Origin of the sequence: Halomonas sp. H5 (assembly GCF_050613175.1) — a bacterium.
Lineage (GTDB): Bacteria > Pseudomonadota > Gammaproteobacteria > Pseudomonadales > Halomonadaceae > Bisbaumannia > Bisbaumannia salifodinae.
The window spans coordinates 1738056-1762756 of sequence record NZ_CP192510.1 but is presented as its reverse complement, the minus strand read 5'-3'; the positions used below and the strand labels follow the sequence as shown (position 1 = coordinate 1762756).

Sequence of the window (24701 nt, the reverse complement as noted above, 5' to 3'; positions counted from 1 at the left end):
GTCGGGTCATGGCCGGACGGTGTAAGATGGGGGGCCAGTCACCCCAAGGATGAGGAGCCTCGCCATGGAACCCCTCGACAGCACCCTGCAGCGGGTCTTCGGCTATGACAGCCTGCGCCCCGGCCAGCGCCCGGTGATCGAGGCCATCGTCGCCGGTCGCTCGGCGGCGGCGATCTTCCCCACCGGCGCCGGCAAGTCGCTCTGCTACCAGCTGCCCGCCCTGCACCTGCCCCACCTGACCCTGGTGGTCTCGCCGCTGCTGGCGCTGATGCAGGATCAGCTCGCCTTCCTCGCCCGTCACGGCATCGCCGCGGCGAGCCTCGACTCCACCCAGGGCCGCGAGGAGGCGAGCCGGGTGATGGCGGGGGTGCGTCAGGGCGAGATCCGCATCCTGATGGTCTCGGTGGAGCGCCTCAAGAACGAGCGCTTCCGCGCCTTTATCCGCGGCGTGCCGATCTCGCTGCTGGTGGTGGACGAGGCTCACTGCCTCTCGGAATGGGGCCATAACTTCCGCCCCGACTACCTGAAGCTGCCCGCCTACCAGCGGGAGTTCGCCATCCCCCAGGTGCTGCTGCTTACCGCCACCGCCACGCCACAGGTGATCGAGGACATGCGTGGCGCCTTCGGCATCGCCGCCGATGACGTCACCACCACCGGTTTCTACCGCCCCAACCTGTGCCTCGAGGTGGTTCCCACCCCCAGCGAGGAGCGGGCCAGGCGCCTGGCGAGCTGGCTGAAGCCACGCCTGAGCGGCCCTAGCCCCGAACCCACCATCGTCTATGTGACCTTGCAGCAGGGCGCCGAGCGCCTGGCCGCCTACCTGGACAAGGCCGGCCTGCCCGCCCGGGCCTACCATGCCGGCCTGGATCATCAGCGACGCGACGCCATCCAGGCCGCCTTCATGGGCGGCGAGCTCAACTGCATCGTCGCCACCATCGCCTTCGGCATGGGCATCGACAAGGCCGATATCCGTAACGTGGTGCACTTCGACCTGCCCAAGTCGATCGAGAACTACAGCCAGGAGATCGGCCGCGCCGGCCGCGATGGCGCCCCCTCCCACTGCCTGATGCTGGGCGATCGCGGTGCCCTCACCGTGCTCGAGAATTTCGTCTACGGCGACACCCCCACCCGCCTGGGCATTCGCCGGGTGTTGGGCGAGGTCGCCGCCACCGGCCCCCAGTGGGAGCTGACCCTCAACGCCCTGGCCCAGGAGAGCGATATTCGCCCCCTGCCGCTGAAAACCCTGCTGGTGCAGCTGGAGCTGCGCGGGGTGATCGCCCCCCGCTACAGCTACTTCGCCGACTACCGCTTCGAGTGCCTGATCGAGCCGGCGGCGCTGGCCGGTCGCTTCCAGGACGAGCGCCGGGCCTTCGTTGAGGCGTTGCTGGAGGCCGCCCCCAAGGCGCGCCGCTGGCACGCCCTGAACCTCGAGACCCTGGCGCGCCTGGGCACCGAGCGGGGCCTCGATGTGCGCCGCGAGCGGGTCCTCAAGGCCCTGGAGTACTTCCAGGAACAGGGCTGGATTCGCCTGGAGAGCAAGGGGCTCACCGAGGTCTATGCGGTGACCGGCGAGGTGGCGACCGAGGCCCTGGGCGACGAGCTCCACGACCACTTCCGGGCCAAGGAGCGGGCGGAGCTGGCACGCCTGAATGCCATGCTGACGCTGTTCGAGAGCGACAGCTGCCTGAGCCGGCGACTGGCGGCCTACTTCGGCGACACCCAGGCCCCCGAGCGCTGCGGCCACTGCTCCGCCTGTGCGGGTCAGACGGCCCGGCTACCGGCGCCGGGCACGCCGCCCCCGCCCTCCGGCGAGGCCCTGGCAGCGCACTGCCGGCCGCTGCTCGCGGCGCTGGCGGAGGCCGGACTGCCGGCCACGGCGGCGCTGCTGACGCGCTTCCTGTGCGGCCTGACCAGCCCCTGGCTGACCCGCCTCAAGGCACGCCGCCTGGATGGCTTCGCCGCCCTCGAGGCGCAGCCCTATGGCCGGGTGCGCGAGGCGGTGGAGGCGCTGGGCCTGGCCCGGGAAGACTAGCACCGTCGCCAGCGCCGGGCCGCCAGGGTCACCAGATGCACGGGCAGGGGGGAGGCGCCGGGCCTGGTCCACGAGCATTAACGCCGTCGGCCTGCCCAGAGGGTGGCCAGGTGCACGGGCAGATAGAGGGCCAGGGGGCAACTGATCATCAGCAGCGGCAGGTAGAGCACGGTCGGCAGGCCCTCCTGGGGCACCCCGAAGGGCCCCTCCACCCAGTTGATATTGCGCTCGGCCTCGGTGACGAGATAGGTCAGCGGGATCACCACCGCGGTGAGCAGCGCCTGGCCGGCCAGGGCGCGGCGGTCGTAGCCCAGGCGCCAGACCGCGAAGCCCGCCACCAGCGGCAATCCCAGGTGATAGAAGGAGAGTCCCCGGGTCAGCAGGGGCTGTTGCGGGTCGAACATATATTCGGTACCGCCGATGGGATGGACGCCGAACAGCGCCGCCCCCGCCACGTCCAGGCCCCACAAGAGCCCCACCAGGGCCACCGCCAGCCACTGCATGGAACACAGCAGGCGGCTCTCCCGCCACAGGCCGACCAGCAGCAGGAAGTTGGCCAGGTTGCATAGCCAGAAGAAGTTCTGGGGCCCCAGCAGCCAGGCATAGGTCGGTGCCCAGAGCAGCACCCAGAGACTAAAAACCAGCTTCACCCCCAGCGGTATCCCCATCGGCAAGCCTCCCTCCTCTCGTTTATCTTCCTTCTACCCTCTTGCTGCTTCTCTTATTCCTCTCTGCCGATCCCATGACGCTTGAGCTTGTTGGCGATGGTGGTATGCGAGACCCCCAGGCGCTTGCCCAGTTGGCGGCTGGAGGGGTACTGGGGGTAGAGGGCCGCCAGCACCCGGCGCTCCACCTCGCCGAGGATATCGGTCAGTTGCCCCTCCAGGTCGATGCCGTCGAGGCCCTGGCGCTTGCCCACCGCCGGCAGGCGCAGGTGTTGCGCCTCGATCACCTCGCCCTCGCAGAGCGAGGCCGCCTGGAAGAGCACGTTCTCCAACTGGCGCACATTGCCCGGCCAGTGGTAGCCGGCCAGCCGCGCCAGCGCCTCGGCGGAGAGCCGCGGCAGGGGGCAGCCGATCTGGCGGGCAGCGCGGTCGAGGAAGTGCTCCGCCAGGGGCTCGATGCCATCCAGGCAGTCGCGCAGCGGCGGCACCGCCAGGGAGAGCACATTGAGGCGATGGTAGAGGTCCTCGCGGAAGCGCCCCTCGGCGCACAGCGCCGGCAGGTCCTGCTGGGTGGCGCAGATCACCCGCACGTCCAGGTAGGTCTCCTCGTCGCTGCCCACCCGGCGGAAGCCGCCGTCCTGCAGGAAGCGCAGCAGCTTCACCTGCAGCCGTGGGCTCATCTCCCCCACCTCGTCGAGGAAGATGGTGCCACCGGCGGTCAGCTCCAGCAGCCCCAGCTTGCCCTCCGGCCGCGCCCCCTCGAAGGCGCCCGGCGCATAGCCGAACAGCTCGGTCTCGGCCATGGATTCCGGCAGGCCGGCGCAGTTCAGCGCCATAAAGGGCGCCTGGCCCCGGGGGCTGGCCAGGTGGCAGGCCCGGGCCAGCAGCTCCTTGCCGGTGCCGGTCTCGCCCTGGATCAGCAGGGGGGCATCGAGGGGCGCCATGCGCCGGGCCTCGCGGATCACCGCGGCGAGTCGCGGGCTAGCCTGGAAGAGCGCATCGAAGCCGCGCAGCTCCTGGCGCTGCACCTGGTAGATGCGCTCGCCGATGCGGTCGGCCCGGTGCAGGGTCACCACGGCCCCGGCCAGGGAGGCCACGTCGTCATCCTTCTCGCTGTGCAGCGGCGAGATATCCGCCAGGTAGGTGGCCTCGCCGAGCTTGAGGCGCAGGCCGTTGACCCGGGCGTTGTTGCGGCGGATCAGCGCCGGCAGGTCGAGGTCCGGCAGGTAGCGATCCAGGGACAGCCCCGGCACCTCGTCCACCCGCACCCCCAGCATCTGCCCGGCGGCGCGGTTGGCGGCGACGATATGTCCCTCCATGTCGATGGACATCACCGGGTCGGAGAGCGACGACAGCAGCGCATCCAGCTCCAGGTGGCGGCGCTCGCTGGGCATCAGGCTGACCCGCTTGACGCCGAAGACCCCGGGGATCCGCTCCAGCACCGGCTTGAGGGTCGCCAACTGGGCATTGAGCAGTTGCGGTAGGTAGAGATAGATGGTGTTGCCGTGGTCGCCGCCCACCTCGCCCCGGGCCACATTGACCCCATAGTCGGCGAACTGGGCGACGATATCCCGCAGGATGCCGATGCGGTTCTGGCAGTGAAACTTCAGTCGCATAGCCTTCTCGATAAAAAGTGTCGCGACGCCGCTTTTGGCGTCACATCCGCCTGACCGTATTGTAAAGATATCGTGACACCGGTTCCGACACCTGGCAAGCCACTTCCGGCGGGGCGATTCCCCGAGGAGGAACGCCCCGACGCCATCCCGGGTCGTAAGGGTAGATTGACGGTACAGGTCCGGCCCCAACAGCTCCCGTCTACACTGCAAGAGCGTCCACGGCCAGGCCGCAGGAGGTGCTGCATGACGACCCAGTATCAGGCCCACCAACCCGATGCCCGAGGCCATATCGCCTACGACGAGGTGGAAAACGCCACCTGGCAGGCGCTGGTCCGCCGCCAGCTCGAGCTGCTCCCCGGGCGCGCCTGCCAGGCCTATCTGGACGGCTTGGAGCGACTCACCCTGCCCCGGGAGCGCATCCCCCAACTGGCCGAGGTGGATCGCGTGCTGGAGGCCGCCACCGGCTGGCGCACCGCCCCGGTGCCGGCGCTGATCCCCTTCGATACCTTCTTCGAGCTGCTGGCCAACCGACGCTTCCCGGTGGCCACCTTTATCCGCACCCCGGAAGAGATGGATTACCTGCAGGAGCCGGACATCTTCCACGAGATCTTCGGCCACTGCCCCATGCTGACCCACCCGGGCTTCGCCGATTTCACCGCCACCTATGGCCGCCTGGGCCTGGCGGCGAGTCCCGCCGAGCGGGTCTATCTGGCGCGCCTCTACTGGATGACGGTGGAATTCGGCCTGGTGGAGACGCCCCAGGGCCGGCGCATCTACGGTGGCGGTATCCTCTCCTCCCCCAGGGAGACCCAGTACGCCCTCTCGGAGGCGCCGGAGCACCATCCCTTCGATGCCCTGGATGCCCTGCGCACCCCCTATCGCATCGATATCCTGCAGCCGCTCTACTATGTTCTCGATAGCCTGGAGACCCTGCAGGAACTGGCCCGGCGTGACATCATGGCCCTGGTCCACCAGGCCATGGCGCTGGGTCTCTATCCACCCCGCTTTCCTCCCAAGGAGGCGGCGAGCGAGTCCCAGGCCGCCCATTAAGTCATCATCCGACCGATCAGGAGCCACGCCATGAGCGAACTAGCCCGGGAAAAATGCCAGGCCTGCCGCTGGGATGCCCCCCAGGCCACCGCGGAGGAGCGCGACGCCTACCTGGCCGAGCTGCCCCAGTGGCAGATCGTCGAGCGCGATGGCATCATGCAACTGGAGCGGGTCTTTACCTTCCGCAACTTCCAGCAGGCCCTGGCCTTCACCAATCGGGTGGGGGAGATCGCCGAGGCCGCCGGCCACCATCCGGCCCTGCTCACCGAGTGGGGCCGAGTCACGGTGACCTGGTGGTCCCACGAGATGAAGGGCCTGCACAAGAACGACTTCATCCTAGCCGCCAGAACCGACGAGGTAGCAGCGTAAATGTTCGAGCAGATTCAGCGGGTGCCCGGGGATGCCATCCTCGGGCTGATCGAGGCCTTCAACAAGGACACCAACCCCAACAAGGTGGACCTGGGGGTCGGGGTCTATCGTGATGCCAAGGGCAACACCCCGGTAATGCGCGCCGTCAAGGAGGCCGAGGCGCTGCTGCTGAAGAACGAGACCACCAAGACCTATATCGGCTCCCATGGCTCCCCCCGCTATGCCAAGGTGATCCTGCCGCTGATCTTCGGTGCCGACTCCCCGGTGCTGGACGCCGGTCGCGCCAGTGCCACCCAATCCCCGGGCGGCACCGGTGCCCTGCGCCTGGCTGCCGACTTCATCAAGAGCCAGCTGCCCGGCAAGGGCATCTGGGTCAGCGATCCCACCTGGCCGAATCACCTGGGCATCTTCGAGGCCGCCGGCCTCAAGCTCGGCAAGTACCCCTATGTGGACGCCGAGAACCGCCTCGACTTCGCCGGCATGCTGGCCGCCCTCAAGGAGATCCCGGTGGGCGACGTGGTGGTGCTGCATGCCTGCTGCCACAACCCCTCCGGCTTCGATCTCTCCCAGGAGCAGTGGCGCGAGGTGCTGGCGGTGGTCCAGGAGCGCGAGCTGCTGCCGCTGGTGGACTTCGCCTACCAGGGCTTCGGCGAGGGCCTGGACGAGGATGCCTTCGGCGTGCGCCTGCTGGCCGAGAACCTGGACGAGGTGCTGATCACCAGTTCCTGCTCCAAGAACTTCGGCATCTACAGCGAACGCACCGGCGCCATGATCGCCGTGGCCAAGACCAACGAGCAGATGGAGAACGTGCGCTCCCAGATGGCCATCGTGGCCCGGGAGAACTACTCCAACCCGCCCTCCCACGGCGGCGCTATCGTCACCGAGATCCTCGAGTCCGCCGAGCTGGCCGCCCAGTGGCGCAGTGAACTCACCGAGATGCGTGATCGCATCAACGGCCTGCGTCAGGACTTCGTGGCGGCCCTCGCGCCCCACGGCCTGGCCGAGAAGTACGCCTGCGTCGGCGAGCAGCGCGGCATGTTCTCCTACACCGGCCTCGCCCCGGAGCAGGTGGATCGCCTGCGCGACGAGTTCGGCATCTATATGGTGCGCTCCGGTCGCGCCAATGTGGCGGGCTTCTCCACCGAGAACCTGGAGTACCTGACCAAGGCCATCGCCGCGGTCAACTAAGCCGTCAGCACTCCCGCTAGTCGCAATGCCCGGGCCTTGGCCCGGGCATTGTGTTTTCTATCAGCAGCGCTCTTTGCCGGCCGCTAGCTCTCTCTTCCTTCCCTCTTCCCTCTTCCCTCTTCCCTCTTCCGGCATGATAAGCGGCATAACTTGCGCTGGTATATCAGTGGGTTAGAATCCGCTGCCTACCATCGACGGACGCCCCGCGCAAGCGAAAAATTGACCAAGCGGTCAGTTCTGGGTCAGACTGATGCCGCTAATCAAGCCTTTGCCTTGCCACAACGTCCAATAACACGAGGCCGCTATGACCACCCCCGCCGTGCACTACCCCTGGTACAAGAAGGAGGACACCGACGCCTTCTTCGCCCTCTTCCAGAACAATATCGCCAACTTCGTGATCATCGCCATCACCATGCTGGGCCTGGGCTTCCCCGCCGAGCTGGTCTTCGGCCAGGTGCTTCCCGGTGCCGCCGTGGCGGTGATGGTAGGCAACTTCTACTACGCCTACAGCGCCGCGCGCCTGGCCCGCAAGGAGAACCGCGCCGACGTTACCGCCCTCTCCTACGGCATCTCCACCCCGGTGATGTTCGTCTTCCTGTTCGGCGTGCTGCTGCCCGCCAAGCAGCTCACCGGTGACGCCGAGCTGGCCTGGAAGGTGGCGGTGGCGGCCTGCTTTATCAGCGGCGCCATCGAGGCGGTGATCAGCCTGATCGGTCGCTGGGTGCAGCGTAACCTGCCCCGGGCCGCCATGCTCGGCGCCGTGGCCGGGGTGGCGTTGACCTTTATCGCCGGCGAGATGCTCTTCAAGACCCTGGAGATCCCGGTGGTGGGCCTGCTGGTGCTGGCCATCATCATCGTCGGCCTGGTGGCCCGGGTCGCCATGCCCTTTCGCCTGCCCACCTCGCTGTTCGCGATCATCATCGGCTCGGCGCTGGCCTACCTGATCGGCGCCACCGAGGAGGGCCAGTTCGGCGACGCCTTCACCCACCTGGGCTTCTACCCGCTGCTGCCCAATATGGCCTGGTTCGAGGGCCTGGGGCTGCTCTTCACCAGCATGCTGGCGATCCTCACCGTGGTGCTGCCCATCACCCTCTACAACGCCATCGAGACCATGAACAACGTGGAGGCCATGGAGGCCGCCGGCGACAAGTACGACGTCCGCGAGTGCCAGGCGGTGGATGGCGTGGGCACCATGCTCGGCGCCCTGTTCGGCGGCGTCTTCCCCACCACCGTCTATATCGCCACCGTGGGCGCCAAGTGGATGGGTGCCGGCCGCGGCTACAGCCTCCTCAATGGGGCCGTCTATGCCATCGCCACCATGTTCGGCCTGATCGCCGTCCTGGCGGCCATCATCCCGGTCTCGGTGGTGGCGCCGATCCTGGTCTTCGTCGGCATGTCGATGATCGCCACCGCCTTCCAGGCCAATGACACCCGCTACTACCCGGCGGTGGCCCTGGCCATGCTGCCCTACTTCGCCAACTACGTGATGACCCGCTTCGGCCGCGCCGCCGAGGAGACCGTGGCCGGCATCTCCAGCGGCATCGTGCCCCTGGGCCAGGGCGCCATGTTCACCGCCATCATGCTGGGGGCCATGACCGTCTCGGTGATCGACCAGCAGTTCCGCCGCGCCGCGGCCTTCGCCCTGGTGGCGGCGGGCTTCTCCTTCGTGGGCCTGATGCACGCCCCCAAGCTGGCCTTCAATGCCGCCCCGGACTTCGCCCTGGGCTATGTGGTGATGGCGGCCTTCTTCGCCTACTTCGCGCTCCAGGGTGCCAAGCAGGAACGTCCCCTGCCCTCCGGTGATTAACCACAAGGCAAATTGATGGACTGCGCTGGGGGTAAGGCGCAGCGAGGTTTTTTTGACCAGGGACGGCAAAAGTAGCGCCCATGGAAGGGTTTACAGCGCCTCGCGAAGACTTCGCCCCCAGCGTCCACCCAGCTTGTGTCATCGGTAAATATCGCGCCCCAACGCAAAACGGCCCCGCCAATTGGCGGGGCCGTTTGCCTCTTGGGCGAGGGGCTCAGGCGGCGTAGCGCGCCACGTCCAGTCCCTTGGGATCGATGCCGGGACGGCGCCCGCTCATCAGGTCGGCGAGTAGCTGACCGGAACCGCAGCTCATGGTCCAGCCCAGGGTGCCATGGCCGGTGTTGAGCCACAGGTTGTCATACTTGGTGCCGCCGATAATCGGCGTGGAGTCCGGGGTCATGGGGCGCAGGCCGGTCCAGAACTCCGCCCGCGCCATGTCGCCGCCCTCGGGGAAGACATCCTTCACCACCATGCTGATGGTGGCGCGGCGCTTCTCCAGCAGGCTCAGGTCGTAGGAGGCCAGCTCGGCGGTACCGCCGACCCGGATGCGGTCGTCGAAGCGCGAGATCGCCACCTTGAAGGTCTCGTCCATCACCGTGGACTGGGGCGCGCCGCCGTCGTCCACCACCGGGATGGTCAGGCTGTAGCCCTTCACCGGGTAGATGGGCAGGCGGATATCCAGGTCCTTGACCAGCATCGGCGAGAAGCTGCCCAGGCAGACCACATAGGCGTCGGCGGTGAGCTCGCCGGCGCTGGTCACCACGCTCTCCACCCGGCCGGCGCTGCGCTTGATGCGCTCGATGGTCACGCCGAAGCGGAACTCGACGCCCAGCTGGTCGCGGCAGTAGTCGGCCAGGCGGTTGGTGAAGAGGTGGCAGTCGCCGGTCTGGTCATCCGGCAGGTGCAGGCCGCCGACGAACTTGCCGGGCACCCGGTTGAGGGCCGGCTCCACCGCCTTGACCTGCTCGGCATCGAGCAGGTCATGACGCACGCCGCACTGGGCCAGCACCTTCATGTCCTTGGCCACGGCCTCCACCTGGTAGTCGTGGCGGAACAGCTGCAGCAAGCCGCGCTGGCGATCCTCGTAGCGGATGCCGGTATCGGCGCGCAGGGTATCGATGCAGTGGCGGCTGTATTCCGCCACCCGCACCATGCGCTCCTTGTTCACGGCATAGCGGTCGGCGGTGCAGTTGTTGAACATCTGCATCATGAAGCGCGCCATGGAGGGATCCATCTTGGGCTGGATCTTCAGCGGGGCGTGCTCCTGGAACATCCACTTGACCGCCTTCTGGGGAATCCCCGGCGCGGCCCAGGGGGAGGAGAAGCCGAAGGAGACCTGGCCGGCGTTACCGTAGCTGGTCTCCATGGCCGGCGCCTCCTGGCGATCGACCACCGTGACCTCATGCCCCTGACGGGCCAGATAGTATGCGCTGGTAACACCCACGACGCCGCTGCCGAGAATCAGGACCTTCATCGCCTACCCCTCTTGTCATGCCATTGTTCGGGTTGGCCGGCGACTGCCGGCGCAATGGCCGCAGTATAGGTCGGCAACGACAGGAAGATATTCCAAATACTAAGTTTTAATCATGCTTTTAAATTAAAGATTTTTAAAAACATGGCCCTATTTTATTATAGAACAGTGTTTTTAATTTGTTTCCACTACCCTACTCATTCGCGCCCGCAGCAGGCGCCGACTCCACTGCCAGGCCAGGGCCCCGGCCAGCAAATTGCCCAGCGCCGCGCCCACCGCCAGACCCACCAGGTCCCCCAATCGCGCCCCCAGCCACAGGCAAGGCAGATAGCAGAGGAAGAGGCGCGCCGCCGACATCAGCATGGAACGCAGCGGCCAGCCCAGGGCATTGCCCGCCGAGACCATCAGCATGCACACCCCCAGCAGCGCATAGCTGGGCAGCAGGTAGCGAATCAACAGGGCCAGGTCCTCCTGCACCTCGGGGCTGCCGGAGAGCCCCGCCGCTACCCAGGGGGCCAGCAGTGCCAGCAGGCCGCCCAGGACCAGCTGCCAGCCCACCACCACCCGCATCGCCAGGCGGATCAGGCGATCGACCTGGGCCCAGTCCCCGGCGCCATAGCAGCGCCCCAGCCAGGGCGGCAACGACATGGTCAGCGCCAGCACCACCACCAGCGAGAGGGTCTCCAGGCGGCTAGCCAGGCCCCAGGCGGCCACGCTGGCCTCCCCCAGGGTGGCCACCACGGCGATCGCCAGCATGGCCGCCAGGGGCGGCATCAACTGTCCTACCATGGCCGGCCCGGCGATGCCCAGGAAGGGCCGCGCCGAGCGCCGCGCCTCCTCGGCCAGTCCCTCGACGGCAAGCCAGGCCTGGCCGGCCAGGCGCCGAGCGACGATCCCCAAGCCCAGGGCGAAGGCCATTACCGTGGCCCAGGCGGCGCCGGGCAGGCCCCACCCCTCCCAGGAGCCCAGGCCGAAGATCAGCAGCGGGTCCAACACCAGGTTGGCCAGGCTGGTCACCACCATCAGCTTGCCGGGGAGGCGGGTATCGCCATGGGCGCGAAACAGGCTATAGAAGAAATAGAGCAGGGCCCCCAGCCAGGCGGCCAACAGTTGGGGTGCCCAGTAGGCGTGGATCAGGCCCAGGGTCGCCGCATCGGCCCCCAGCAGGGCGAAGACGGGCGCCTGGATCAGCCACAGCAACAGCGCCAGGCCACCCAGCACCGCGGCACCCAGCAGCAGCACCAGGCTGCCCAGGCGGCGGGCCCGCTGCGCCTCGCCGGCGCCCAGGGCCCGGGAGATCAGGGCGGCGATGGCGATCCCCAGGCCCACCTGGATGCCGATAATCAGGAAACTGAGGGGGAAGGTGTAGGCCTGCGCCGCCAGGGGCGCGGTGCCCAGGCGGGCGATAAAGGCACTGTCGGTAAGCTGAAAGCCCAGCAGGGCCAGCACCCCGAGGGTCATGGGCCAGGTCTGGCGCCATAGCTGGCGGGCCAGGCTCGCCGAGGAAACGGTGGATGCGGACACGATGGCTCCGAGGTAAAACGTTAGCCGGCTAGTGTACCGCTTCTCCCCCTCGGAGGCAGGTCGCGTCAGTTGGTCAGGCCATCGCCATCCACCACCAGGGCCCCCAACAGGCGGCGGGTATCCTCGGCGGTCATCGGCTTGAAGCAGTAGTAGCCCTGTACCAGGTCACAGCCCAGGTCCCTCACCAGCTCCAGTTGCTCCTCGTTCTCGACCCCCTCGGCCACCACCTCCAGGCCCAGCTGATGGCCGATAAATACCGCCGCCGCCATGATCGCCCGGTCGCTGGGCTGATCCGGGGCATCATGCACGAAGCTGCGATCCACCTTGAGGGAGGTCACCGGAAAGAGCTTGAGGTAGCTCAGCGAAGAGTAGCCGGTCCCGAAGTCGTCGATGGCGATCTTCATACCGCGATGATAGAGACGCCGCAGGTTGTCGAGCAGGCCGGTATTGGCCTTGATCAGCACGTTCTCGGTGAGCTCGATACCGATGTCAGCGGGCTCCAGGCCATATCGCTCCAGGGCCGCCTCGAGTCGGGTGAAGAGTTCGGGATGCGCCACCTGGCGCCCGGACAGATTGATATCGATACGGTAGTCGCCGAGGCCCTCGTTCTTCCATTCCGCCCGCTGGCGACACGCCTCCTCGATGACCCAATCGCCGATGCGCTCGATCAGTTGGGAGCGCTCCGCCACCGGGATAAACTCCGCCGGCGACACCACCCCACCCTCCCGGGGAAACCAGCGCAGCAGCGCCTCCAGCTGCTCCACCCGACCGCTCACCGCCGAGACCTGGGGTTGATAGAAGAGTTGCAGCTCGCCCAGGCGCAGCGCCTGCTGCAGGCGCTCCACCATCTGATGCTCGTGGACCAGATCGTCCTGGAGTTTCTGATTGAAGAACCAGTAGTGCTGGGTGGCAGAGAGCTTGGCCCGATTCTTGGCCACATCGGCGTTGTGAATCAGCTCCAGGGCCGTGGTGCCATTATCGGGGAAGAGGCTGATACCCAGGCTCGCGGTGATATGCACCTCCCGCTCGCCGACCTGAAAGGGCAGCAGGAAGGCGTGCAGCACCTTGTCGACCAGGCGCATGGCGTCACTATCGTCGCGCAGCTGGCCGAAGGCCATCACGAATTCGTCGCTGCCGAAGCGCGACAGCAGGTCGGAGCTGCGTTGGCAGTTGCGTAGCCGTCGCGCCACCTGACGCAGCAGCATATCGCCCTGGGCATAGCCCTGGGCGTCATTGATTTCGGCGAAGCCATCCAGGTCGATAAACAGCACCGAGAGGCCATGGGCCTGGCGTCGGCAACTCTCCAACCGCTCTTCCAGTTCGGTCTCGAAGGCGCGGCGGTTGGGCAGCAGGGTCAGGGTGTCGAAGCGAGTCACGAACTCCAGGTCCCGGTGGGCCTGCTTCTGTACCGAAAGGTCCACGTCGACGCAGAACATCAGGGGATCTGCGGTCTGCTCACCGAGCATCACATGGTGGGAGAAGACCGCCACCGGGGCACCGGACTTGTGACGTAGCTCCAGCTCCGAGGCGGGAATCTCGATGCCTCGCTCCACCCAGGCATGGTGAGCACTGATGACCCCCTCGCGCATGACCCCGGGGATGATCAGGTCCTCCAGCAGCTGGCCCTGGGCCTCCTCCGGTAGATAGCCGTAGAGGTGGGTACTGGCGGCATTCCAGTAGATCACCCGTCGCTGGCGATCATAGCCCTGCACCGCCACCTTGGGCAGGCTCTCCAGCAGGGCACGAAAGCGCTGTTCGCTCTCGCTATGGCGGCGCTGCACGTCGACCAGCTGACGCGAGGTATCGCTCCGCGGGCGACGCTGCGACGGCCAGCGGTACAACAGCAGTGCCGTGACCAGGGCACCGACGACCGCCACCAGGCTCATCCCCGGCGACGGCCACGCCATCCCCCCAAGGGTCAGGAAAGCGCCGAGCACCCCCATCAACACCACGCGATCCACAGACAGCCAGCCGGCCCTCGGGCCGAGTATTGGGCGGGACTTTGCCGGCACGAGTCTCATCCATCCACAGTCAATGAAATGCGCAATTCTACCGCATTGCGCCCGGATAGCGCGGAATCCTTCTTACTTAACCTAGCAGGTCGCCGAGCATCCGCCCGGCGGCCTGCCAACGCAGCATCATCTCTCGATAGGCGCTCCTGCCGCCTCATGGGCCCCTCCTCATAGATACATTTCTTTGACATTTCGTATCACTTGTTTTCACTCTTTAACTGTTGCCACGGCAACGGCTCCCATCCTGACGCCGCCTCCCGGCGGCATCCCAATGAGGATAGACCCATGAAACAGGAAAGCCTTAAACACGGTTTCGATCTCTCGACCCTGATCGCCGAGACTCCCGCTCCCTACTGGCAGCCGGAGGTGTCCCGGACCCTGACTCACCAGGACTGGTGCGTCACCGATGTCTCACCACACCTCGACCTGGACGCCTGGGGTAGCTTCCTGGCGACCCTGCCCCGGGACCCTTACGTCAATCGCCGCTGGAAGCGCATGGCCTGGTTCTCGGTGGCCGACGATGGCGCCGTGGAGGTGATGGGCGACTGCCCCATGGCCCAGGGAGGGCGGTTCAACGATGCCGACAGCATGGCCGACAAGCTGCGTTACTACCCGAGCCTGGAGGAAGAGTTCCTGGAACGCGCCGATGTGCACGACTTCGTGCGCCACTGGGCACGGCTCTGGGGCATCGGTCCCAGGGAACCGATCCTGATGCAGATCACCGGGGTGCGTGGCAAGGGCACCCACGACCCCCTCCAGGGTCAGGGCATTCATGCCGATGGTTGCCGCTTCCTGAGCATCCTGGTACTCAATCGTGACAATGTGGCCGGGGGCACCAGCCGAGCCTATGCCGACAAGGCCGGCAGCCGGGTACTGATGGAGCATACCCTGGCCCCGGGGGAGATCCTTCACCTGCGCGACGACCGGCTCTTCCATAGCGCCGATGCCCTGCATCAGATGGCGCCGGAGGCCCCCTTCGAGCGCTTTATCGTGATCATCAACAGTCGCTTCGTGGACCCCTTCCAGAACAAGATGCTCAAGCGCTACTTCCCGGATTCGGTACTCGATCCCCAATAACCCATCGCCATAAAAAAACGCCGGCTCCTTCAGGGAGCCAGCGTTCTCGTTCGAGCCAGGGGAGATTACTGGCGAATGCCCTCGAAGGTGACGTAGAGCTCGAGCTCGTGCATCGCCTCGGGGAAGGCACTCATGTCGATGCCGTAATCGGCCAGGGTCAGGGTGGTGCTGCCCTCGAAGCCGGCGCGGTAGTTGCCCCAGGGGTCGTCGCCCTCGCCCATCAGGGTCACCGGCATCTCGATGGCCTGGGTCTGCCCCTTGAGGGTCAGCTCGCCGCTGAGCAGCCCTTCGCCCTCGCCGGTCGGCGCGAAGCCGGTGGAAACGAAGGTGGCGGTGGGGAAGCTGTCGGCGCCGAGGAAATCGTCGCTGAGGATATGCCGATCGCGCTCGGCATGGTTGGTGTTAAGGCTGTCGATCTGCACCTCCATCTCGACGCCGGACGCCTCGGGGTTCTCCGGGTCGTAGCTGAAGCCGCCGTCGAAGGTCTCGAAGCTGCCCAGGATATAGGAGAAACCCAGGTGGCTGATCTTGAACTGCACGAAGGCATGCTGCCCTTCGGTATCGATCACATAGTCGGCGGCCTGGGCCTGACCCAGCGGAATCAGGGCGGCGGCGGCCAAAGTGGCCAGGGCGGTCTTCTTCAGCATAAATCACTCCTTGTGGTTCAGCGTCGGTCCCCGGGGCCCCCGGGGACAGGATAACGAAGGGGTCAGCGGGAACGTGCCACCACCATGCGCGTCAACACGTCATGGCGGCCGAGGAAGTGGTGCTTGAGGGCGGCCAGGGCATGCAGGCCGGCCAGACTCATCAGCGCCACAGCACTATACCAATGCACGACGCCGGCGATGGACGCCTGGTCGGGCAGGCCGCTGATCAGTGCCGGCACCTCGAACCAGCCGAAGACGTCGATGCCGCGGCCCTTGGCCGTGGAAATCAGGTAGCCACTGACCATCACCGCCAGCATCAGGCCATAGAGGCCGATATGGCCGAGGTGGGCGGCCAACCGCTCGAGACGCTTGCCGGGTACCCGGGGCGCCGGCTGCACCAGCCGCCAGACCAGCCGCGCCAGGGTCAAGCCCAGCACGAGCATCCCCAGGGAGCGGTGCCACCAGGGCGCCAGGTTGTACCAGGCGTCATAGTAACCGAGGTCGGTCATCCACCAGCCCAACACGAAGAGCCCGATGATCGCCACGGCACTGATCCAATGCATGGCGATGGTGATCCAGCCCCAGCCGCTGCGGTGATTGCGCCACATCCTCGACGTCCTCTTGAGAAACGATAAGGCGCAGCTTAATCACTCGGCGAGGGGGACACACCCCCGGGAGGGTAAAGGGATTATTTCCCTGGAAGAAACAGTGTCTGGGGAACTTCTTGGCCAGGCCCCGAAACGACGCTCGCCCCGAAGGGCGAGCGTCGGTGCCGGAACGGGGCGGCGCTATGAAAGGGCATCCAGGCCGCGGGCCAGATCCGCCTTGAGATCCTCCAGCGACTCCAGCCCCACGGCGATGCGGATCAACCCCTGGCTGATGCCGGCGGCCTCCCGCTGGGCATCGCTCAGGCGCCCATGGGTGGTGGTGGCGGGATGGGTGATGGTGGTCTTGACGTCGCCCAGGTTGCCGGTGATGGAAAGCAGCCGGGTGGCATCGATCACCGACCAGGCGCCCTCACGCGCGCCCTTGACCTCGACCCCCAGCACGGCGCCATAGCCCTGCTGCTGGCGGCTCGCCAGGTCATGCTGGGGATGGCTCTCCAGCCCGCTGTAGTAGACCCGGGTCACCGCCGGGTGCGCCTCCAGCCACTGGGCCAGGGCCAGGGCCTGGTCGCAGTGGGCACGCATGCGCAGCCCCAGGGTCTCGAGGCCCTTGGTGAAGATCCAGGCATTGAAGGGGCTCATGCAGGGGCCGCAGGTGCGCACCACCCCGAACAGCTCCTCCAGCTCCTGGTTGCGCCCCACCACGGCGCCGCCGATGGCGCGCCCCTGGCCATCCAGGTACTTGGTGGCGGAGTGAATCACCAGGTCGGCGCCGAGCGCCAGGGGCTTCTGCAGCGCCGGGGTCAGGAAGCAGTTGTCGATGGCGAGCAGCGCCCCGTGACGATGGGCGATCTCGGCGAGCGCGGCGATATCCACCAGCTCGGAGAGCGGGTTCGACGGCGTCTCGGCGAACAGCAGCTTGGTGGCCGGGGTGATGGCGGCCTCCCAGGCGTCGAGGTCGGCCAGTTCCACGTAGCGGGTGATGATGCCGAACTTGCCCAGGTACTTGTCGAACAGGCTGACGGTGGAGCCGAACAGCGAGCGCGACGCCACGATCTCGTCCCCCGCCTTCAGCAGCGCCAGGGCGGTAGAGAGGATGGCGGCCATGCCGGAGGCGGTGGCCACGCAGCGCTCGCCTCCTTCCATGGCCGCCAGGCGCTCCTCGAAGGTGCGCACCGTGGGGTTGGTGAAGCGGGAGTAGACGTTGCCCGGCTCCTCGCCACCGAACTTGCGCGCCGCCTCGGCGGCGCTGCCATAGACGAAGCTGGAGGTGGGGAAGATCGGCTCGCCATGCTCCTGCTCCGCGGTGCGCCGGTGGCCGGCGCGGATCGCCAGGGTCTCCAGCGACCAGTCGGCTTCGAACGGATGATTGTGGTCCATGACCTGCCCCTTAGTCGTCGATATCGTCGTCCTGGTTATGCATGCCCACCAGGGCATGATCGCCGGCGCTCTGCTGCTTGGCGCTGTCGTTGCGCGAGGCCTCCAGGGCCGCCAGGTAGGCGTCGTCGATATCACCGGTCACATAGTTACCGTCGAACACCGAGCAGTCGAACTCCTGCATCGCCGGGTTGACCTCGCGGCAGGCGCTCTTCAGGTCCTCGAGGTCCTGGTAGAAGATGCGATCGGCGCCGATCAGCTCGCCCACCTCGGCCTCGCTGCGCCCATGGGCGATCAGCTCGTTGGCCGCCGGCATATCGATGCCGTAGACATTGGGGTAGCGCACCGGCGGCGCGGCGGAGGCGAAGTAGACCTTGTTGGCGCCGGCTTCCCGGGCCATCTGGATGATCTGCTTGCAGGTGGTACCACGCACGATGGAATCATCCACCAGCAGCACGTTCTTGCCCTTGAACTCGATATCGATGGCGTTGAGCTTCTGGCGCACCGACTTCTTGCGCTGGGTCTGGCCCGGCATGATAAAGGTGCGGCCGATATAGCGGTTCTTCATGAAGCCTTCGCGGAAGGTGACCCCCAGGTGCTGGGCCAGCTCCAGGGCCGAGGTGCGCGAGGTATCGGGGATCGGGATGACCACGTCGATATCGTGCTCCGGCCAGTCGCGCAGGATGCGATCGCCCAGCTTGCGGCCCATCTGCATGCGGGTGCCATACACATAGGCGCCGTCGAGGATGGAGTCCGGGCGCGCCAGGTAGACGTGTTCGAAGATACAGGGCGAGAGCGTCGGGGCGTCGGCGCACTGCTGGGTATGGATCGCGCCGGCCATGTCGACGAAGATCGCCTCCCCCGGCGCCAGGTCGCGATGCAGCTCGAAGCCACCCACGTCGAGGGCCACCGACTCGGAGGCGATCATCACCTCCTGGTGGCCACCCTCGTCCTGGCGGGCACCGTAGACCACCGGGCGGATGCCATGGGGGTCGCGGAAGGCCACCATGCCGAAGCCGTTGATGATGGCCACCGCCGCATAGCCGCCCTGGCAGCGCCGATGCACGCGACGCACCGCGTCGAAGACATCCTCCGGCGACAGGTAGAGGCCCTGCTTGCCCAGCTCGTGGGCGAAGACATTGAGCAGCACCTCGGAGTCGGAGCTGGTGTTGATATGACGCAGGTCGGTGGAGAAGAGCTCCTGCTTGAGCTGATCGGAGTTGGTCAGGTTGCCGTTATGGGCCAGGGTGATGCCGTAGGGAGAGTTCACGTAGAAGGGCTGTGACTCCGCCTCGCTGGAGGAGCCGGCGGTGGGATAGCGCACATGACCGATGCCCAGGTTGCCCTTGAGGCGCGCCATATGGCGGGTATGGAAGACGTCCCGCACCAGGCCATTGCTCTTGCGCAGCAGGAAGCGGCCCTCATGCCAGGTCATCATACCGGCGGCATCCTGCCCTCGGTGCTGGAGGACCGTCAGGGCATCATAGAGCGCCTGATTGACTGCCTGATTGGCCATAAGGCCCACGATACCGCACATTCCGCCTTACCTCGCTTGCATTGACTCGCTTGCATTGACCCACCGCGGCCACGGCCGCGGCGGTAAATTCTTGCCGCCGCCCTCAGGGGGTCTCGGTCGGCTCCGCCTCCCCGCCGCGCATGTCCGGCAGGGAGAGTTCGCGCCACTGCTCCAGGCGCTCGGGTTCGTTGAACTCCCAGGCCTCGAACTGGCTCACCGCCCAGTCGCGCAACTGCTCGAAGGGCGGGCGCAGCTCGGCCTGCTGCCAGGCCTCGAGCTGGGCCAGGGGCGTCAGGGAAATCAGAATCGTCACCAGCACCAGGATGGCACCGCCCTTGAGGGTGCCGAAGGCCGCCCCCATCAGCCGGTTGAAGACGCCCATGCCGACCCACTCCACGGCGGCATGCAGCAGGCGGATCACGATGCCGCTGGCGATCACCACGCCGAGGATCACCAGGATAAAGGCCAGCACCAGGCGGGCATCGGCGCTGTCGATCAGCCCGCTCAACAGCTCCGCCACCGGCTCGGCCAGGAAACGCGCCGCCAGCAGCGCCAGGATCCAGGCCCCCAGGCCCAGGGCCTCGCGCACCAGGCCGCGCATGAAACCGGTGAGCATGGTGATGGCCAGCACCGCCAGGAAGGCCCAGTCGAGCCAGGTCAGCGTCATGGTGTCACTCCCTTACCCGGATCAGCAGGCCCTGGATATTGGCCCTCTCCTTGAGCTCGCCACGGGCCCGCTCCCCCGCCTCGGAGCTCTCGAAGGGGCCCACATAGACGGTGGTCAGGCCGTTGTCCCGGGGACGCCGATAGGCGTTGAAGCCCTGCTCACCGAGCTGGCGCTCCAGGCGCTCGGCATTGGCCGGCTCGCCGAAGCTGCCCGCCTGCACCGCCCAGTCACCGACCGCCGGCGGCCGAGAGTCCCCGCCGTTCTGGGCGGCCTGGGCCAGCTCGGCGATGGGATCCGCCGCCGGTTCACTGGGTGCCGGTTCAGGCTCCGGTGTGGCCTGGGGCTCGGGGATGGCGGCCACCTCGGGCGACTCGGGCGACTCGTCCGTCTCATCCGCTATCGTCGCCTCGGGCAGCGCCGTCACCCCGAGCGACGAACTCGACTCGTCATCGCCGCGCTCGGCCTCGAGCTCGCCCTCGAGGCTCGCCGGGGGCGCGGGTTCCGCCACCGGGTTGCGATCCACCTCGATGGGCTGCTCGATGGTCAGCACCGGCCGCGGCCGCTCCTCCCGGGGCGCGGGCTCATCGAACAGCATGGGCACGAAGATCACCCCCAGGGCAACCAGGATCAAGCCACCGCTCAGGCGCTCACGCATTCCATACTTCATCGGAACCTCCCCCGATCCTGGATCGTTGTGGCGGCCCAGCCGGCCAGCACCTCGACCAGGGTAACGATCATGACTGCCAGCCGGCCAGCACCTCGGCCACGGTGAAGAAAGAGCCACAGACCAGCACCTCATCGGCCTCGCCCAGCCGCGGGGCGAGCCAGTCGGCGCCGGCCCGGGGCGAGTCGAGCTCGGCGAGTACCGCGCCGCCGGCGCTACGCACCACCTCGGCCAGGGCGGCGGCGGTGCGGGTCCGCTCCCCTTCCAGGGTGGCACAGACCCAGCCATCGATCACCGGGGCCAATTCCGTTACCACCCCTTGAGCATCCTTGTCACCGAGCATGCCCAGCAGCGCATAGCGCCTGGCGCCCGATGCCAGGGGGCGCTCGCCGAGGCGCGCCGCCAAATAGGCCGCGGCGTGGGGATTATGCCCCACGTCCAGGCACCACTGACCCCGCCACTGCATGCGCCCGGCCAGGGTCACGCCGGCCAGGGCCCGACGACAGGCCTCGGCCTTCAGGGTCACCCCCGCCAGCGCCAGGGCCTGGAGCGCCGTGGCGGCGTTGTCCAGGGGCAGGCCCGGGTCGGGCAGCGCCTCGAGTCGCAGGGCTGCGCCCTCGGCATTCAGGCCCTGCCAGGCCCAGCCGTCGCCGGCGGCTTCGCGGTGGTAATCCTCGCCCAGGGTGTGGCACACCGCCCCCAGCGTATCGGCCACCTCGGCCACGCTGGCGGGCAGGCTAGTGCTGCCCAGCACCGCCGGACGCCCCGGGCGCAGGATGCCGGCCTTCTCGCGGCCGATCCCCTCCAGGTCATCGCCCAGGAAGGCGGCATGATCCTGGGCCACGGTGGTGACCACCGCCACGTCCGGGTCGATCACGTTGACCGCATCCAGGCGCCCGCCGAGCCCCACCTCGAGGATGGCAAGCGCCGGGCGGCGCCGGGCGATGGCCCAGAGCGCCGCCAGGGTGCCCGCCTCGAAATAGGTCAGGCTCACCGTCTCGCCCTCGAGGCGCGCCGCCTCCACCGCCTCGAAGCCGGCGATCAAGGTGACGTCGTCGGCCTCCTCGCCATCGAAGCGCAGCCGCTCGTTGTAGCGCAGCAGATGCGGCGAGGTGTAGCTGGCGGTACTCAGCCCATGGGCACGCCCCAGGGCCTCCAGCATGGCCACCGTGGAGCCCTTGCCGTTGGTGCCGGCCACGGTGATCACCCGCTCGGCGATGGGGCCCGCCTCGAGGCCCAGGCGCCGGGCGACCCTGGCCACCCGCTCCAGGCCCAGGTCGATGCTCACCGGGTGCTGGCGTTCGAGGCGTTCCAGCCAGGCGTTGAGGGTCGAGGGCGTATCACTCATCGCTTAACGGGCGCCCTGGGCACTGTCGTCACCGGCATCGGCCTCCGGTTCGCCGGCCAGCGGCGCCTCTTCGGCGGCGGGAGCCGCCTCCGCCTGAGCCAGCGACGGCTGGCCGCTGAGCTTGCGCAGCACGCCACCCAGGCGGGTGCGCATCTCGTTGCGGTGGACGATCATGTCGACCGCGCCATGCTCGAGGAGGAACTCGCTGCGCTGGAAGCCTTCCGGCAGCTTCTCGCGCACGGTCTGCTCGATCACCCGCGGCCCGGCGAAGCCGATCAGCGCATTGGGCTCGGCCACGTTGAGGTCGCCGAGCATGGCCAGGGAGGCGGAGACGCCGCCATAGACCGGGTCGGTGAGCACCGAGATATAGGGCACCCCGGCCTGCTTGAGCTTCTCCAGGGCCGCCGAGGTCTTGGCCATCTGCATCAGCGAGAACAGCGCTTCCTGCATCCGCGCCCCGCCGGAGGCGGCGAAGCAGACCAGCGGGATGCCCTCTTCCAGGGCCCGGCTGGCGGCGCGCACGAACTTCTCGCCCACCACGGCGCCCATGGAACCGCCCATAAAGGTGAACTCGAAGGCCACCGCCACCACCGGCAGGCCATCCAGGCTGCCGCGCATGGCCACCAGGGCATCCTTCTCGCTGGTGCCCTTCTGGGCCGCGACCAGGCGATCCTTGTACTTCTTGGAATCACGGAACTTGAGGCGATCCGTCGGCTCCAGGTCGGCGCTGATCTCCTCGCGGCCCTCCTTGTCGAGGAACCACTGCAGCCGCTTGCGGGCGGTCAGGCGCAGGTGGTGATCACACTTGGGACAGACGTTGTGATGCTTCTCGAGCTCGGGGAGGTAGAGCACCGCCTCGCACTTGGGGCACTTGCGCCACAGGCCATCGGGAACGCTCGCACGGCGATCCTTGCGCTGAATGCGCCCCATGGACGGCACGATCTTGTCAAGCCAGCTCATAGCAGAAGAATTCCATCATAGGCGGCCCGGCAATCGCCGGGCCTGCAGTGAGTCAATACGGGTGCCGCGACGGCTCAGGCATCCAGGGCCTGGCGCATCTCGCCGAGCACCTTCTTCAATACCGGGGCGATGCCCTCCGGGGCCTCGCCCCCTTCGGCGATCCGGCTGACCAGGGCACTGCCGACGATCACACCGTCGGAGACACCCCCCACCGCCGCCGCCGAGGCGCCATCGCGGATGCCGAAGCCGACGCACAGCGGCAGGTCGGTCAGGCGCCGCAGCGGCGCCAGGTGGCTGGCCACGTCGCCGGCATCCAGTTGGGCCGAGCCGGTCACCCCCTTGAGGGAGACATAGTAGAGATAGCCCTCGCCATGGGCGCATATTGTAGCGGCCCGAGCCTCGGAGGTGGTAGGGGCCACCAGGAAGATCATCGCCAGGCCGCGGGCCTTGAGAATCGGCCCCAGTTCCTCGGCCTCCTCCGGCGGCATGTCGACGATCAGCACCCCGTCGACGCCGGCGCTCGCGGCGGCATCGGCGAAGGCCTCGTAACCCAGCCGCTCGATGGGGTTGAGGTAGCCCATCAGTACCACCGGGGTGGTGGCATCCTGGCGACGGAACTCGCTGACCATCTCGAACAGGTGGCTCAGCCGCACGCCCTTGGCCAGGGCGCGCTCGCAGGCCTTCTGGATCACCGGGCCATCGGCCATGGGGTCGGAGAAAGGCACCCCCAGCTCGATCACGTCGGCGCCCGCCTCCACCAGGGCATGCATAAAGCCCACGGTGTGCTCGGGCCCCGGGTCCCCGGCGGTGAGGTAGGGAATCAGGGCCTTGCGGCCCTGCGCCTTGAGGTCGGCGAAGCGTTGGTCGATACGATTCATCGGGGCGTCCTTAGATTACGATGCCGTCGAGCTTGGCAACGGTCATGATGTCCTTGTCACCGCGGCCGGAGAGGTTGACCACGATATGCTGATCGGGGCGCATCGTCGGCGCCAGCACCTTGGCATAGGCCAGGGCATGGGCGGATTCCAGCGCGGGCATGATGCCCTCGACCCGGGTCAGCTCGCGGAACGCCTCGAGCACGGCGTCGTCGTTGGCGGTCACGTACTCGACCCGCCCCACGTCCTTCCACAGGGCGTGCTCGGGGCCGACGCCGGGGTAATCCAGGCCGGCGGAGATGGAGTGAGTATCGCTGACCTGCCCCGCTTCGTCGGACATCAGGTAGGTGCGGTTGCCATGCAGCACGCCGCGCGGCGCATTGGAGGCCAGCGGCGCGGCGTGGCGACCGGTCTCGACGCCGTCGCCGCCCGCCTCGACCCCGTACATCTTCACCTCGTCGTCCTCGACGAAGGGGTAGAAGAGCCCCATGGCGTTGGAGCCGCCACCGACGCAGGCCACCAGGGCGTCCGGCAAACGGCCGATCTGCTCCAGGGACTGGCGGCGCGCCTCGCGGCCCACCACGGCATTGAAGTCGCGCACCAGCATCGGGTAGGGATGCGGGCCGGCCACGGTGCCGATGATATAGAAGGTGTTGTCGACGTTGGTGACCCAGTCGCGCAGCGCCTCGTTCATGGCGTCCTTGAGGGTGCGGGTGCCGGACTCCACCGGAATCACCCTGGCGCCCAGCAGCTGCATGCGGTAGACGTTGAGCTTCTGGCGCTCGACGTCTTCGGCGCCCATATAGACCTCGCACTCCAGGCCCAGGCGCGCCGCCACCGTGGCGGTGGCCACGCCGTGCTGGCCGGCGCCGGTCTCGGCGATGACCCGCGGCTTGCCGCTCTTCTTGGCCAGCAGGGCCTGGCCGATGGTGTTGTTCACCTTGTGGGCGCCGGTGTGGTTGAGGTCTTCCCGCTTCAGCCAGATCTGCGCGCCACCCAGCTCCCGTGACCATCGCTCGGCATGATAGAGCGGCGAGGGACGACCCACATAGTGGGCCAGGTCACGGTCGAATTCGGCCTGGAAGTCGGGATCGTCGCGAAGGCTCGCGTAGATGCTCTCCAACTCCTCCAGGGCGAAGCTCAACGTTTCCGATACGAACCGGCCGCCGTAGGGGCCGAAGTGGCCACGGGCATCGGGCAGTCGGGTCAGGTCGCTGAACTTGGTCACGAA

Annotated in this window: 21 protein-coding genes; 6 read left to right on the top strand and 15 right to left on the bottom strand. The window is 67.4% G+C overall.

Annotated features, from left to right (window positions below):
- Positions 1 to 64 precede the first annotated feature (64 nt).
- A complete protein-coding gene (locus tag ACQ1W9_RS08105) occupies positions 65 to 2032 on the top strand; it encodes a RecQ family ATP-dependent DNA helicase (RefSeq protein WP_431026125.1) in 1968 nt (655 codons plus the stop codon).
- Between the two features lie 77 nt (positions 2033 to 2109).
- Here ACQ1W9_RS08105 and ACQ1W9_RS08100 read toward each other — a convergent pair whose 3' ends face one another.
- Complete coding sequence (locus tag ACQ1W9_RS08100; protein ID WP_431026429.1) at positions 2110 to 2700, bottom strand: hypothetical protein; 591 nt, start codon at positions 2698 to 2700, stop codon at positions 2110 to 2112.
- Positions 2701 to 2753: 53 nt separating this feature from the next.
- Complete coding sequence (locus ACQ1W9_RS08095) at positions 2754 to 4313, bottom strand: sigma-54-dependent transcriptional regulator (protein WP_431026124.1); 1560 nt, start codon at positions 4311 to 4313, stop codon at positions 2754 to 2756.
- Between the two features lie 243 nt (positions 4314 to 4556).
- Between ACQ1W9_RS08095 and phhA the strand changes: the two genes are divergently transcribed.
- The 4 genes from phhA (at position 4557) to ACQ1W9_RS08075 (ending at position 8727) form a co-directional block, all read left to right on the top strand.
- Positions 4557 to 5363: a phenylalanine 4-monooxygenase gene (gene phhA / locus ACQ1W9_RS08090; protein WP_431026123.1), complete on the top strand. Its 807-nt coding sequence runs from the start codon at positions 4557 to 4559 to the stop codon at positions 5361 to 5363.
- Between the two features lie 30 nt (positions 5364 to 5393).
- Positions 5394 to 5732 (top strand): 4a-hydroxytetrahydrobiopterin dehydratase, encoded by a 339-nt coding sequence (locus tag ACQ1W9_RS08085; protein WP_431026122.1) that lies wholly within the window; start codon positions 5394 to 5396, stop codon positions 5730 to 5732.
- The gene (locus ACQ1W9_RS08080; protein ID WP_431026121.1) at positions 5733 to 6920 is read left to right on the top strand and encodes an aromatic amino acid transaminase; all 1188 of its coding nucleotides are present in this window, start codon (positions 5733 to 5735) and stop codon (positions 6918 to 6920) included.
- 304 nt (positions 6921 to 7224) lie between these two features.
- A complete protein-coding gene (locus ACQ1W9_RS08075; RefSeq protein ID WP_431026120.1) occupies positions 7225 to 8727 on the top strand; it encodes an NCS2 family permease in 1503 nt (500 codons plus the stop codon).
- 214 nt (positions 8728 to 8941) lie between these two features.
- Here the strand turns inward: ACQ1W9_RS08075 and ACQ1W9_RS08070 are convergent, their stop codons facing one another.
- From ACQ1W9_RS08070 to ACQ1W9_RS08060, 3 genes are all read right to left on the bottom strand, one after another.
- Positions 8942 to 10201: a D-amino acid dehydrogenase gene (locus ACQ1W9_RS08070; protein WP_431026119.1), complete on the bottom strand. Its 1260-nt coding sequence runs from the start codon at positions 10199 to 10201 to the stop codon at positions 8942 to 8944.
- Positions 10202 to 10372: 171 nt separating this feature from the next.
- Positions 10373 to 11659 (bottom strand): MATE family efflux transporter, encoded by a 1287-nt coding sequence (locus ACQ1W9_RS08065; RefSeq protein WP_431026428.1) that lies wholly within the window; start codon positions 11657 to 11659, stop codon positions 10373 to 10375.
- A 128-nt stretch (positions 11660 to 11787) separates the two neighbouring features.
- Entirely contained in the window at positions 11788 to 13599 is a 1812-nt protein-coding gene (locus ACQ1W9_RS08060; protein ID WP_431026118.1) for a putative bifunctional diguanylate cyclase/phosphodiesterase, read from the bottom strand.
- A 420-nt stretch (positions 13600 to 14019) separates the two neighbouring features.
- Here ACQ1W9_RS08060 and ACQ1W9_RS08055 point away from each other — a divergent pair, with 420 nt between their 5' ends.
- A complete protein-coding gene (locus tag ACQ1W9_RS08055) occupies positions 14020 to 14811 on the top strand; it encodes a 2OG-Fe dioxygenase family protein (protein ID WP_431026117.1) in 792 nt (263 codons plus the stop codon).
- Positions 14812 to 14876: 65 nt separating this feature from the next.
- Here ACQ1W9_RS08055 and ACQ1W9_RS08050 read toward each other — a convergent pair whose 3' ends face one another.
- The 10 genes from ACQ1W9_RS08050 to trpB form a co-directional block, all read right to left on the bottom strand.
- On the bottom strand, positions 14877 to 15458 hold the full coding sequence (locus ACQ1W9_RS08050) for a YceI family protein (RefSeq protein WP_431026116.1): 582 nt from the start codon (positions 15456 to 15458) through the stop codon (positions 14877 to 14879).
- A gap of 62 nt (positions 15459 to 15520) precedes the next feature.
- Positions 15521 to 16066: a cytochrome b gene (locus tag ACQ1W9_RS08045; protein WP_431026115.1), complete on the bottom strand. Its 546-nt coding sequence runs from the start codon at positions 16064 to 16066 to the stop codon at positions 15521 to 15523.
- Between the two features lie 180 nt (positions 16067 to 16246).
- Complete coding sequence (locus ACQ1W9_RS08040) at positions 16247 to 17443, bottom strand: O-succinylhomoserine sulfhydrylase (RefSeq protein ID WP_431026114.1); 1197 nt, start codon at positions 17441 to 17443, stop codon at positions 16247 to 16249.
- Positions 17444 to 17453: 10 nt separating this feature from the next.
- Entirely contained in the window at positions 17454 to 18977 is a 1524-nt protein-coding gene (purF, locus tag ACQ1W9_RS08035; RefSeq protein ID WP_431026113.1) for an amidophosphoribosyltransferase, read from the bottom strand.
- Between the two features lie 82 nt (positions 18978 to 19059).
- Complete coding sequence (locus tag ACQ1W9_RS08030; RefSeq protein ID WP_431026112.1) at positions 19060 to 19623, bottom strand: CvpA family protein; 564 nt, start codon at positions 19621 to 19623, stop codon at positions 19060 to 19062.
- A 4-nt stretch (positions 19624 to 19627) separates the two neighbouring features.
- A complete protein-coding gene (locus ACQ1W9_RS08025; protein WP_431026111.1) occupies positions 19628 to 20278 on the bottom strand; it encodes an SPOR domain-containing protein in 651 nt (216 codons plus the stop codon).
- A 79-nt stretch (positions 20279 to 20357) separates the two neighbouring features.
- Positions 20358 to 21635 carry a bifunctional tetrahydrofolate synthase/dihydrofolate synthase gene (gene folC / locus ACQ1W9_RS08020; protein WP_431026110.1) on the bottom strand — a complete coding sequence of 426 codons (1278 nt, stop codon included), beginning with the start codon at positions 21633 to 21635 and terminating at the stop codon, positions 20358 to 20360.
- A 3-nt stretch (positions 21636 to 21638) separates the two neighbouring features.
- Positions 21639 to 22595, bottom strand: coding sequence for an acetyl-CoA carboxylase, carboxyltransferase subunit beta (gene accD / locus ACQ1W9_RS08015; protein WP_431026109.1), 957 nt, complete (start codon positions 22593 to 22595; stop codon positions 21639 to 21641).
- A gap of 74 nt (positions 22596 to 22669) precedes the next feature.
- A complete protein-coding gene (gene trpA, locus ACQ1W9_RS08010; protein WP_431026108.1) occupies positions 22670 to 23473 on the bottom strand; it encodes a tryptophan synthase subunit alpha in 804 nt (267 codons plus the stop codon).
- 10 nt (positions 23474 to 23483) lie between these two features.
- Entirely contained in the window at positions 23484 to 24698 is a 1215-nt protein-coding gene (trpB, locus tag ACQ1W9_RS08005) for a tryptophan synthase subunit beta (protein WP_431026107.1), read from the bottom strand.
- Positions 24699 to 24701: the final 3 nt, after the last annotated feature.